Here is a 13,413-nt window from a genome sequence, read left to right as displayed (position 1 = left end):
GTTTTACTCGTTTTGTTTTATTTGTATAAGAAAGAGAATGAAAAAAAACACGTTTTTATTGTGTTAAACAGTATTTTTAACTTTTTTATAAGACTTTTTTATGCAAAAGATAGCAAAAAGAGATAAATTTAAACAAAAAAGCCCAAAAAATACAATGAAGTACTATTTGGGCTTTACATTCTGTATTAAAAATATTACCCTACCAAGTTGATAATTTTACCTGGAACAATAATTACTTTTTTAGGAGTATTACCTGCTAATTGAGCAATAGTTCTTTCGTCTTTCATTACAATTTCTTCGATTTGTTCTTTCGTTAAATCTAAAGGCAAATTAATTTTGAAACGCATTTTCCCGTTAAATGAAACTGGATACTCTTTTTCTGATTCTACAAGATATGACGCTTCAAAAATTGGAAAAGCAACCGTTGCAATAGAACCTTCATGTCCTAATTGCTTCCATAATTCTTCTGCAATATGAGGAGCATACGGAGACATTACAATTGCCAATGGTTCTAAAATGGCTCTATGATGGCATTTTAAAGTTGCCAATTCATTCACACAAATCATAAATTGCGAAACTGAAGTATTGAAAGAAAAATTCTCTATATCTTCTGTTACTTTTTTGATGGTTTTGTGTAACGATTTGTACATTTCTTTTGTTGGCTCGTCATCAACAACGACTAAGCCATTATCATCGAAATACAATTTCCATAATTTTTTCAGAAAACCAAAAACTCCAGTAATTCCAGCTGTATTCCATGGTTTTGCTTGTTCTAATGGTCCAAGGAACATTTCATACAAACGCAAAGTATCTGCACCATATTCAACACAAATATCATCCGGATTAACTACGTTATACCATCTTTTTGACATTTTTTCAACTTCTCTGTCTACAACAAATTTATCATCTCTTGTAAGAAAATAAGCTTCTTTAAATTCGTTCCAAAATCTCAATTTCTCAATATCAATAATTTCATCTGAAGAGTCTACATTATTGACATCAATTCTTATCGGAGAAACTTCATATATTAAAATATTTTTTCCTTGATTGACATCTTCAATAACATTATTTTCAAATCCAAAATTCTGAATCACATAATCAAAAAGTTCATTTTTCTTATTTAAATCTTGGTGTTTTTGAAAATCCTCTGGTGAAATCTTAACTTTTTCACCTCCTAATAATTCAAATAAAATATTTTTAGAAACATATAAATTATTAACTTTTGATCTTTCTATCAGACCTCCTATTTCTACTAGAGTTTCACCTTTTAAATTCTTTTTCTCTCCTTTAACTAAGTAAACTGATGCTTGAACTCTATAAGCAATCGCACTCATTCCCAAAATCATTCCTTGGTTAATCAACTTCTTGAATGGTTCTTCTGTGGGTGCAAAACCTCTGTCTTTTAAGAATTTATTCCAAAAACGAGCATATAATAAATGTCCGGTTGCATGTTCGCTTCCACCAATGTATAAATCTACATTTTGCCAATAGTCTAAAGCTTCCTTACTTGCAAAATCGTCTTCATTGTGTGCATCCATATAACGCATCCAATACCAAGAAGAACCAGCCCAACCCGGCATGGTGTTCAATTCTAAAGGGTGAATGGAAACATTATCAATTAAATCATTGCTAACAACTTCATTTGTTTCAGAATTCCAAGCCCAAACAGAAGCGTTACCCAAAGGTGGTTGCCCGTCTTCTGTTGGTAAATACTTTTCTACTTCTGGCAAAGCAATTGGTAAATGTTTTTTATCTATCATTTGTGGTAAACCATTCACATAATACACAGGAAAAGGCTCTCCCCAATATCTTTGTCTTGAAAAAACAGCATCGCGCAAACGATAATTTGTTTTTCCGTTACCTTGTTTTATTTTTTCTAAAGCTTCAATCGCTTTTTTAGTTCCTTCTTTGTACCCTAGACCGTTTAAGAAATCAGAATTTACTAATTTGAAACCTTCTTTTGCTCCGAAAGCTGCTTCCGAAATATCTTGGTCAAAAATATTTTTAATTTCAGGCATTCCGTTCGTTCCTTTGAAGAAATTTGAGAAAGCATAATCACGTTCATCACCACAAGGAACCGCCATAACAGCACCTGTTCCATAACCCGCTAACACATAATCACCAATCCAAACTGGAACTGGTTCTTTTGTAAAAGGATGTTCAGCATAAGCACCAGTAAAAACTCCAGAAATGGTTTTTACATCGGCCATTCTTTCTCTTTCTGAACGTTTTGCTGTTGCTTCAATATAAGCTTCAACAGCTTCTTTTTGTTCAGGAGTTGTAATTTTAGCTACCAAATCGTGTTCTGGTGCTAAAGTCATAAATGTTACTCCAAAAATTGTATCAGGTCTTGTTGTAAATACAGAAATTACGAATTCAGAATTACGAATTACGAAATCTACACTTGCACCAACACTTTTTCCAATCCAGTTTCTTTGTGATTCTTTCAATGATTCTGACCAATCAATATCGTTTAAACCTTGCAATAATCTTTCAGCATAAGCCGAAATTCGCATAGACCATTGTGTCATTTTTTTACGAATAACAGGATGCCCACCACGTTCAGAAACTCCATTTACAATTTCGTCATTCGCTAAAACCGTTCCTAATCCTGGACACCAGTTTACTTCGGTTTCTGCTAAATACGTTAATCTATATTGCAATAGTATTTTTTGTTGTTCCTCTGATGAAAATGCTTTCCATTCGCTTGACGAAAAAGAAACTATATTATCATCGCAAACTGCATTTACAGTTGCATTTCCTTCTTTTTCAAAAATTGAAATTAAAGTTGTAATATCTTCCGATTTATTTGAATCATTATTGTACCAAGAATTGAACAATTGAATGAAAATCCATTGCGTGTGCTTGTAATAATCGGCATTTGAAGTACGCACTTCTCTACTCCAATCAAATGAAAATCCGATTTTATCTAATTGCTCTCTATAACGCGTAATATTTTCTTTAGTTGTTTTATCTGGATGTTGCCCCGTTTGAATTGCATATTGTTCTGCTGGCAAACCAAAAGAATCATACCCTTGCGGATGTAATACGTTAAATCCTTTATGACGTTTGTATCGAGCTACAATATCAGAAGCGATATATCCTAGAGGGTGCCCAACGTGTAATCCTGCTCCAGAAGGATAGGGAAACATATCTAGAACATAATATTTAGGTTTCTCAGAATTATTCGATGCAGCAAAAGTTTGTTTTTCTGCCCAATATTGTTGCCAATTGGCTTCGATTTCGTTTGGATTGTATTTCATTACTTTTTTTTCTCTTTATAATTGCAAAAATAACTATTTTAAATTCATTAATATTCCGATACCCAAATTATTGTTATTTATTATTGGATAGGGAAGTATTATTGTTGTTGTTTCTTTTTTTACAAAAAGACGTTCTACATATTTATATAAATTAGGACTCCAATAATGCACAACAAATGCTGTTGCCATTCCCAAACCCGCTCCTGCCAAAACATCAGCTGCCCAATGCTTATCGTTTGTTACTCTAAAAAAAGCAGTAGCAGTTGCTAATAGATATCCCGAAGAAGCAAACCACAAATTATCATCTTTATACTCAAGAAAAAGTAATGTTGCTCCATTAAAAGCTGTAGAAGTATGCCCAGATGGAAAAGACTTTACTCCGTATAGCTCTGGTCTTTTATCGTTTACGACTTCTTTAACTCCTCTGCCTATTAATCCAGATATTATTAATGAAACTAACTGGTTTGTAGTCAGTTGCTCAAACGAGTTTTTAGAATTAAAATACATGGAATTTCCTAATACTGCTAAAATTGTTGGTGTATATTGAATATAATCATCATGTTTAAACGCAAAACGATCTTGTAATGCATTTTTTTGAAAATCATATACTTCTTTTTTTAAATCGGTATCTCTAAGTATTAATCCCGAAGTAATTAGAGCAGCTGGGATAATAAAATTCTTAACCTTTAGTTTTGAAGTATTATTTTGAACAACATTTAAAGTATCTTGAGCATTAATATTCAAATTATTTAGCATGAATATAATAATTAGTATTTTTTTTTATCATAGTTTTAGTGAAATTTTCGTGTAAATCTATAAAAATTAACAGATGATATCAATTATGATTTTATGTTTATTGTACGAAAGTCAAAACTTTGAACGTTATATTCTATATTTAACAAAATTCTTTTTTATTTTTACAGCATAATTTATAAATTCAATATGGCATCTTCATTTGAGACCTATCAAAAACGACGTTTAATTTCTTCCTATTTTTCTGTAATCGTTAGTATTTTTCTTGTGCTTTTTTTACTTGGAGCTTTAGGCTTGTTTGTAATTAATTCTAAGAAAATTACAAACGATTTTAAAGAGAACATTCCTATGACTGTGTTTTTTAAAAATGAAGCAAAAGATAGTGTATTAAATATGTTTGATGCAGAAATGAAAAATGCACGCTATATTAAAGAATACGCATTTGTTCATAAAGATAGTGCAGCAAAAAATAATGTAGATATTGTTGGTAAAGATTTTATGGAGTTTTTAGGATTTAATCCGCTTCAAAATTCTTTCGATATTAACCTAAAAGGAGACTATGTTGTTGCTGATAGTATCAAGAAGATTGAACACGATATTAAGAAAAACGACATGGTTTCTGAGATTATCTATGATAAACAATTAGTTGATTTGGTTAATGATAATGTGAAGAAGATTAGTTTCTGGATGCTTATTATTAGTGCTTTTCTAGCGATCGTTGCTATGTTATTAATTAATAGTTCGCTTCGTCTTTCTATCTATTCTCATCGTTTTACCATTAAAACAATGCAAATGGTTGGCGCTACTAAATCGTTTATTAGAAAACCTTTTATTTGGAGAAGTATTAAACTTGGACTAATTGGTTCTTTATTGGCTATTTTTGCCTTACTAGGAGCTGTATATTATATTGATGACCTTTTACCTTCATTACATTTATCTAAAGACTATTTCTCATTAGGAATTGTTTTTGGAAGTGTTTTATTTGTTGGGATTATCATTACTTGGATTAGTACCTTTTTCGCAACGCAACGTTTCTTGAATTTAAGAACAGATGATTTATATTAACATAAGTCCTTTTTAGAATATAAAACTATAATTATGAGATTGTCTTAAAGAACAAGTTTACGAGGGTAAACATCAATTTTTAAAGACGGCATTAATAATAAAATTTAAACTATATGAAAAACAAAGAAGAAAACAACGAACCTGAATTCTTATTCGACAAATCGAACTATACTGTTCTTTTAATAGGACTTGGTGTTATTGCTCTTGGTTTTATATTAATGAGCGGTGGTGGAAGCGAAGATCCAAATGTATTTAGCGAAGAGATCTTTAACTTTAGAAGAATTCGCTTGGCTCCAACTACGGTTTTAGCTGGTTTTGGTATTGTAATTTATTCAATCTTCAAAACAACAAAATAAAAGGTTTTAGTATAAAAAAGATATTCGAATTTTTAATTCATGGATTAAAAATTCGAATATCTTTTTTATTTGAAGATTAGAAATGAATATAAATATAGACCATAGCCAATAAAAACAGTATAGAAAATGACAATACCCTTATTTAAAATTAAATAAGGGTATTGCGTTTTGATAGTTAAATGTGGAAAGCAGCAATTAATGATGCACATGTTTTAATGCAACAATAATTTCTTATTTAGCATATTGCCATTGATTTCCAGTCTTATTATGTAGAGTCCTTTTTCTAAAAACACTCTATCAATATGTATTTCTTTTTTATTATCTGTTTTTCTTACTAATTCTTTTCCAGAAATATCAAATAAAGCTAGTTGATTTATCTCATACTTACTTTCAATCACTATTACCTCATCTTTTACAATAACTTGGAATTGTTCATTCGAAAAATCCTCTGTACTTAAAGTACAACCAGCTCCTTCATTACAAACGCTAACTTGTGTCCAAACATTATTATCTCCTGGTATTTCATTTGGATTTGCAAACCATTGGTTTTTCCAAATTTTACATTCATAATACACATTAGTATTTGCATTAGGATATTCTTGTGAAGCATTATATTCCGAGAAACCGCAAAAAGTTCCTCCACCTTGATTTGAACCACAACCTTCCGCTCCACCAGTATAAGGAGATAATGAATAATCATTTGCCTCTGTTACTGCTGTGCTTATTGAAGTCCCATTCAAAACTTTACTCGATACATTCATATAGGAATAACCAGAACTATTTAGGCTTGTGTTTTCCAATAGCAATTGCCATAACATTATTCCGTCTTTATCACCAACTCTACTTGGATGATTACGAATATGACTTGCTAATTCTGCAACATTTTGATGTGTATAGGTATAATAAGGTCCCCATGGTTCATTTGGATAATGTACTCCTGCGGCAACTTTGAAACCATATTGTTCTGCATAGTACGCATAGGCATCATACATTATACTTCTATTTGTACTTCCACCTGTGTTATACCCTTGAAACGCAATAATATCAATTTTATCACCAACGGCTTGCATTACAGGAATCATGTGTCCCGTTGAAGAAAATCCAAAAAGATTAATTCCGTTAGTTGCTGCAGTTGCATTATATAGATTTGTATCTGACTCTCCTGTTACCGTGTTTCTATTCGCATAAGCAAAAGGAGACGCTAAATCGTTATTTGTTTGTCCTCCTAAAGCTCCAACACCAGCTGGCGCACAGGCTAAGATATAGCCTTCACTTTTTGGCATTATTGCACGGGAATTGGTAAAAAAATCAATGAAGTGTTGCACATTAGCAGCATTTCCAATCTGTTGAAACGAGCCACTTGGTTCGAAATCCCAATCGATACCAATGAAACCCATATCATCTACCAAGTCTTTTATTTGTTGATAATTAATGTTTGCATATACATTAGAATTCCAATAGGTCTCTCCTCCAATTGATAAAATCACATTTACTCCTTTAGCTTTTAATGCTGATACACTTTCTTTTAATCCACAACCATCATAAGGAACTTCTATACCCGTTCCTGAAATATCAAACGAACCTTGCGTATATGTTAAATCTGGCTTTCCAAAAGCTAAAAATACATAATTTACATAGGCTGGAATTTCTCTTAATTTGGAATTCTGATTAGTTGAAGCCCAATTTTCTGAGTAAGAAGGAAAATACGCTAAGACAATTGGGTCACTAAATTGATGAACTTGTGAAAAAATGCAATTAACATAAAAAAAGATTATGGTAATAATAGATATTTTTCTCATGCTTGTTTATTTGTTTACTGATGCAAATTAAGCACATATAAATTTTACCACACCCCCCGAAAAAAGGGGTGTACTATTTTTTACATCAAATTTATCTTAATTGCATGCTTAATCAAGCCCACAACATTAGATGAGCCTGTCTTTAAAAGCAAGTTTTTTCGGTATCCTTCAACTGTATAGCTAGACAATTTTAAAATTTCAGCAATTTCACTCGTTGTTTTTTCTTCAATAATCAGCTGTAATACTTCAAGTTCTCTAGGTGTAATAGTTTGCGTTGCTCCCGATTTCGATTTATAATTTTCTAGATAATCTTCATAAATATCGGTTTGAAAATAATTTTCTCCCTCTATTATTTTTTGAATTGCATTTAACAAGTCTAAACTAGAAACATTTTTATTCAAAAAACCATTAACCTCAAACTGTAGTAATTTATGAATTGTAGCGTGATTAGTCATGCTACTTAAAACTAAAATTTTAGCCTCTACATCTTTTTCTCTTATTGTTTTAATAAGCCATAAACCATCTTTTTCTGGCAATTGTAAATCTGTAATCATTAAGTCTGGCACAAAAATAGATCTAATTTGCAATGCCTTGTCTACAGAAGTAACTTCTTTTACTTCATATTTACTTCTTAATACCGAAGCGATGCTTTCTGCAAAGACTTTATGATCGTCTACAATTAGTATTTTCTGTAACATGGTTATAGTGGTAATTTTATTTCTAATGAAACTCCTTTGTCTGAAGAGTTCATTTCAAATTTTCCATTTAATACTTCTACTCTTTTTTCAATGTTCTTTAAACCAATTCCAGATCTAGAATTATTTTTAGAAAATCCAACTCCATTATCTTTAATCTGCAACAGCAACTCTTCTTCTAATTCTACTATATCTACTTTAATTTCAGTAGCATAAGCATGTTTTACAACATTATTCATTGCTTCTTGTAGAATTCTATAAATACTCAAAAGAACACTATCGTCTAATACATTTATCTTTTTACTTATTAGAATATTCTTAGTAGTTTTAATACCGTTTTTCTCAACCATTAAACACAAACTATTTATTAATTGAGTAAACTCTACATCTAAAATTCTATCAGGATTCAATTCATGAGACATATCTCTAACTTCATTATATAACTTATCTATTTTATCAACAATTGAATTAATATTACTTTTATCTAGTATTTCTTCTGATGTTAATGACACTTTTAAAGCTCCAATTTCATTTGCAATTCCATCGTGTAATTCTAATGAAATTTTTTCCCTCTCTTCAAACTTTGCTTTAATTTTCTCTTTAATAATTTCTGTTTTCTGTGTCTCTAAAGTTGCCTTCAATTGTTCTTCATGAAGCAATTTTTGATTTTTTCTCAACTTTTTCTGTGTTTTTATCTTATGATAATAGACAATCATCAAAGCAATTAACATAAGAAACAAAATCAAAAAACTAACAACAAGCAGCATTTTAATTCGAGACTCTTTTTGAATTATTTTTTCTTTTAATTCTAATTCTTTCTTATTCTCTCTTAATTGAAATCGAAACTCTAAATCGGTTCCAATTCGTGCCTTTTCAATATTAAAAATACTATCGTTTATCTGATTAAACTTCATTAAACTTTCGCTCTCTTTTAGAAAATCACCTTGTTTTGAATAATATTCTTTATAAGCTAAATAAATATCTTTCAAAATTGCAATATCACCTTGGTTTAATTCTAATGCTTTATCTAGATTAAATTTCTCTAAACGCTCATTCTTCTGAATCTTTGATAAATAATATAAATTTAGATATGTACTTGATGACAAACTCTGGAAATTATTATTTCTTTGATAATGTAGCGATTCATATAAGTGTTGATTTGAATTCTCAACATCTCCTAACATAAGAAAAACATAGCCTAATTTATTCAGATACAAAGGATATGCATACGTTTCTTTTTCATCAAATGACGCTATACCTTTAAGCAAATTTTCCTTTGCTTCTTCATATTCTCTCCTCTTTATATTAACCTCACTTTTCCTTAAATAATAATCTGAGGCCACAAAATTCCCTTTAATCAAACTAAATGATTTATCATAGTAGTCATTTGCTTTATCCAATCGATTTTCACGCAATAATAAATCGCCCATCAATAAATACATTAACCCTTTTTCTTGTGGATTTTTATTTACGTTAATTTTCAATAATGCTTGGGTTAATTCTGTCATTAAAGCATTAGTATCTACATAACTAACTCCCCAATTTACATAATCAATTACCGATTGATAATAAGCATCCGTGTTAGAAAATTGTTCTTTTGATAAATTTAGTCTTTTTTGAAAATAATATCTTGCTGAATCTACATTTCCTGTCAAATCATAGATATAGCCTAAGTATTGATAGGAAGAATTCTTCTCTTCTTCATTTTTTGCTATTTTTTTTAATAAAAAAGCATCATTCTTTGCACTCTGAGGATTAACACGAAATGTTTCAGAGATACGTTTCTTAACGATTTCAAACTCCGAAACCTCTTGCGAAGAGACTAGAATAGGGAGTTGAAGAAATAAAAAAAATATCTTAAAAAATTTCATTTTGGTTACTTTGGTGCAGACGATAAATGTATAAAAAAAAATTAAACCCTAGAATCAATCGTCTTTATTCTACAAAAAAAAATATATTTGCAACATGAATACACTACAAGCAATTATTCTTGCTATTATAGAAGGAATTACAGAGTTTTTACCTGTTTCATCAACAGGACATATGATTATCGCTTCTTCTTTTTTTGGAATTGCAAGCGACGATTTTACTAAGCTTTTTACTATTGTAATACAACTAGGAACAATCCTATCTGTTGTAGTATTATATTTTAAACGCTTTTTTCAAAGTTTAGATTTCTATTTCAAACTATTTGTCGCTTTTATTCCCGCAGTAGTATTTGGATTATTACTAAATGATTTTATCGATAGCATGTTAGAGAGTCCAATTGTTGTTGCAATATCTTTAATTATTGGTGGTTTTCTATTATTAAAAGTTGACGATTGGTTTGGGAATTCTGAAAACACTGAAATCTCCTACCTAACTGCTTTAAAAATAGGTTTTTTCCAATGTTTAGCAATGATTCCTGGAGTTTCTAGGAGTGGAGCAAGTATTGTTGGTGGTATGAGTCAAAAGCTTTCAAGAACAGCAGCGGCAGAATTTTCATTCTTCCTTGCTATTCCAACCATGCTTGGAGCAACAGTTAAAAAACTTTATGATTATAATAAAGCAGGTTTTGAAATCACCGATCAACAAATTAACCTGTTAATCATCGGAAATATTGTTGGTTTTATTGTTGCCCTAATTGCTATTAAGTCTTTTATTGGTTTTTTAACAAAACATGGTTTTAAAATATTTGGTTATTATAGAATTGTAGCTGGTGTTGCAATTCTATTGATTCACTTTTTTGTTCAAAAACTAACAATTATCTAATGCAAGCAGAAGATCTTTTAGCTGGAAAAGTACTATTGATTGACAAACCTTTGAATTGGTCTTCTTTTCAAGCAGTCAACAAATTAAAATATATTTTAAAAAACAACTTTGATTTACCAAAGAAGTTTAAAATTGGACATGCTGGTACTTTAGATCCTTTAGCAACTGGACTGTTAATTATTTGTACAGGGAAATTTACTAAGACAATTTCAGAAATCCAAAGTCAAGCAAAAGAGTACACAGGAACAATTTGTCTTGGTGCAACGACACCTTCCTATGATTTAGAAACTGAAATAGATGCCACTTTCCCTACCGAACATATTACAGAAGCTTTAATTAACGATACTTTACTACAATTTTTAGGTGAAATAGATCAAAAACCTCCTGTTTTTTCAGCAATAAAAAAAGATGGAAAAAGGCTTTACGAACATGCTCGTGCAGGAGAAGAGGTTGAAATTAAAGCTAGGAAAACAACTATTCATGAGTTTGAGATTACTCGATTTGAACTACCCGAAATAGATTTTAGAATTGTTTGTAGCAAAGGAACTTATATCCGTTCTATTGCTTATGATTTTGGAAAGGCACTACAATCTGGTGGACATTTAGCTAGTTTAAGAAGAACAAAAATTGGAAATCATACGGTTGGGAATGCCGTTTCTCCTGAACAATTCGAAGAGGAAGTAAAAAAACACATTTCCTAACTTTTTATTTTTAACTCTAAATTCTTAAAAAAACATTCATTCCTATTTAAAAAGTGTGTAATTAACAGAACACCTGTTTCGTTTTTTTACACTATTAAACTTTATTGTTTTTCTAAATACTTTTTTTGTTAACTTTACGTTCAAGCCCTGTCTCACAACACGATAAGAACACTTAACACATGAACAAAAGTACACTAACTAGAAGAAAACTTTTTAAGAAAATATTCTCAAATCATAAGGATCAGTTCGATCAAACTGACCCACTATTTGAAAAATATTCTAGAAAAATCTACAATGGTAGAAAGTACCTTTCAAAAGAAAGGAAAAACAAAAATCAAGAAGCAAATTCAGACGCATCCTTAGAAAGGGTTAACCCGATAACTTCTGGATTGAATGTCTACACTGGTCCTTGGACAGATCGACTCGCTATTCATTTACTAAAAAGAACTGGATTTGGTTTTAAAAAAACCGACTTAGACACCGTTCTTGGAATGTCTATGACACAAGCTGTAGATTTAATTTTAACTATTGACCCTACTGTTCCACCTTCTCCTATTAATAATTATGACATAGACGAACCAGATGAAAACAATCTTCCTTATGGAGACGATTGGACAACAAATCCTTTCACCGATTTAGGAACTGGAAACACAACCGACAGAAAACGTATTGACAGTTTAACAGCTTGGATGACAAACTTAGCAATAACTCAAGATATTTCTATTAGAGAGAAAATGGTTATGTTTTGGTATCATTTTATTCCTGTAGATTTCGATTTTATCAAGGCTAGTTCTAATCAATACATCTCTGGAAACTCGGCAAGAGTTTGCTATCAATACATTAAAAATTTAAGAGCCTATTCTGATGGTAATTTTAAAACTCTAATTAGAGAAATTGCTACGCAACCAGCTATGATGTATTATTTGAACAATCAGGCGAATACAAAAACTGCTCCCGATGAAAATTTTGCTAGAGAGATAATGGAACTTTTTACTCTTGGAAAAGGTTCTAATAGCTTATATTCTCAACCCGATGTTATTCAGGCTGCGAAAGTATTAACAGGTTGGAGAGTTCAAAATTTAAACACACCAAACCCTACTACAGATTTTGTCGACACAAAGCATGATGAAAGTAATAAGCAATTTTCGGCTTTCTTCAACAACACTACGATTCCATTTACTGGATCTTCAGAATTAGACGCTTTCATTGATATGATTTTCTCTAAAACGGAAGTTGTTTCACAATATATTTGTAGAAGATTATACCGCTTTTTTGTCTATTATGATATTGATCAACATATTGAAGACAATGTAATAGTTCCTTTAGCACAACATTTTGTAGCAAGCAATTGGGAAATAGTACCAGTTTTGGAAAAACTTTTCAAAAGCGAACATTTTTATGACATGGCAAATAGAGGTGTTTATATAAAATCACCTTTAGATTTGTTTATAGGTTTTATAAGAACGTTCAATATGGAAACTACTATTTCAGATCCTACAAATCATAATGCTCAATATTACATTTGGAAAAGAATAGACGATTTATTGTCCGATATGGGACAAAGTATGGGAAGTATTCCAAATGTTGCAGGTTGGCAAGCTTTTTATCAAAATCCTTCTTTTCATGAGTATTGGATAAATTCCAACTCAATACAAAAACGCTTCGCTTATATTGCTTATGCATTTTATGGTATACCGTTAAGTCGAAACGGATATACAACTACTATAAAAGCAGATACTTTAAATTTTGTATTACAATTTCCAAATACTATTTGTCAAGATCCAAACCTATTAGTAGATGAATGTATAAAATATCTTTTACCTATCGATTTAAGTATTGGACAGAAAAATATTTTAAAGACGCAAAATTTACTTTCAGGACAATCTAACGATTATTATTGGACAGGTGCTTGGACAGTCTACACACAAGATCCAACAGATGAAAACAATAAGCAAATCGTAAAAAATCGTTTGGACAGTCTATTTTTAACCATTATTCAGTTGGCTGAATTTCAACTAATGTAATATCGA

10 protein-coding genes are annotated in these 13,413 nt (G+C 30.7%); 5 read left to right on the top strand and 5 right to left on the bottom strand.

Going from position 1 to position 13,413, the window contains the following annotated elements:
• Nucleotides 1-194: 194 nt before the first annotated feature.
• The gene (locus tag L2Z92_RS07995) at nucleotides 195-3,263 is read right to left on the bottom strand and encodes a leucine--tRNA ligase (protein ID WP_236458301.1); all 3,069 of its coding nucleotides are present in this window, start codon (nucleotides 3,261-3,263) and stop codon (nucleotides 195-197) included.
• A gap of 33 nt (nucleotides 3,264-3,296) precedes the next feature.
• Nucleotides 3,297-4,019, bottom strand: a complete 723-nt coding sequence (locus tag L2Z92_RS07990) for a phosphatase PAP2 family protein (RefSeq protein ID WP_236458300.1) — start codon at nucleotides 4,017-4,019, stop codon at nucleotides 3,297-3,299.
• A gap of 186 nt (nucleotides 4,020-4,205) precedes the next feature.
• Between L2Z92_RS07990 and L2Z92_RS07985 the strand changes: the two genes are divergently transcribed.
• Together L2Z92_RS07985 and L2Z92_RS07980 are read left to right on the top strand one after the other, a co-directional pair.
• The gene (locus L2Z92_RS07985; protein WP_236458299.1) at nucleotides 4,206-5,081 is read left to right on the top strand and encodes a cell division protein FtsX; all 876 of its coding nucleotides are present in this window, start codon (nucleotides 4,206-4,208) and stop codon (nucleotides 5,079-5,081) included.
• A 113-nt stretch (nucleotides 5,082-5,194) separates the two neighbouring features.
• On the top strand, nucleotides 5,195-5,437 hold the full coding sequence (locus L2Z92_RS07980; RefSeq protein ID WP_236458298.1) for a DUF3098 domain-containing protein: 243 nt from the start codon (nucleotides 5,195-5,197) through the stop codon (nucleotides 5,435-5,437).
• A 212-nt stretch (nucleotides 5,438-5,649) separates the two neighbouring features.
• On the opposite strand, the gene L2Z92_RS07975 is transcribed toward L2Z92_RS07980, so the two are convergent.
• From L2Z92_RS07975 to L2Z92_RS07965, 3 genes are all read right to left on the bottom strand, one after another.
• Complete coding sequence (locus L2Z92_RS07975) at nucleotides 5,650-7,236, bottom strand: T9SS type A sorting domain-containing protein (RefSeq protein ID WP_236458297.1); 1,587 nt, start codon at nucleotides 7,234-7,236, stop codon at nucleotides 5,650-5,652.
• Between the two features lie 80 nt (nucleotides 7,237-7,316).
• A complete protein-coding gene (locus tag L2Z92_RS07970; protein WP_236458296.1) occupies nucleotides 7,317-7,934 on the bottom strand; it encodes a response regulator in 618 nt (205 codons plus the stop codon).
• A gap of 2 nt (nucleotides 7,935-7,936) precedes the next feature.
• Nucleotides 7,937-9,802, bottom strand: a complete 1,866-nt coding sequence (locus tag L2Z92_RS07965) for a tetratricopeptide repeat-containing sensor histidine kinase (protein WP_236458295.1) — start codon at nucleotides 9,800-9,802, stop codon at nucleotides 7,937-7,939.
• Between the two features lie 94 nt (nucleotides 9,803-9,896).
• Here L2Z92_RS07965 and L2Z92_RS07960 point away from each other — a divergent pair, with 94 nt between their 5' ends.
• From L2Z92_RS07960 to L2Z92_RS07950, 3 genes are all read left to right on the top strand, one after another.
• Nucleotides 9,897-10,682, top strand: a complete 786-nt coding sequence (locus tag L2Z92_RS07960; protein WP_236458294.1) for an undecaprenyl-diphosphate phosphatase — start codon at nucleotides 9,897-9,899, stop codon at nucleotides 10,680-10,682.
• Nucleotides 10,682-11,383 carry a tRNA pseudouridine(55) synthase TruB gene (gene truB / locus L2Z92_RS07955; protein WP_236458293.1) on the top strand — a complete coding sequence of 234 codons (702 nt, stop codon included), beginning with the start codon at nucleotides 10,682-10,684 and terminating at the stop codon, nucleotides 11,381-11,383. The genes L2Z92_RS07960 and truB overlap by 1 nt, the downstream gene beginning before the upstream one ends.
• A gap of 179 nt (nucleotides 11,384-11,562) precedes the next feature.
• Nucleotides 11,563-13,407, top strand: coding sequence for a DUF1800 domain-containing protein (locus tag L2Z92_RS07950; protein WP_236458292.1), 1,845 nt, complete (start codon nucleotides 11,563-11,565; stop codon nucleotides 13,405-13,407).
• Nucleotides 13,408-13,413 lie beyond the last annotated feature (6 nt).

The organism is Flavobacterium jumunjinense (assembly GCF_021650975.2).
GTDB classification, from domain to species: Bacteria; Bacteroidota; Bacteroidia; order Flavobacteriales; family Flavobacteriaceae; genus Flavobacterium; species Flavobacterium jumunjinense.
This window is presented reverse-complemented; position numbering and strand designations above follow the sequence as displayed.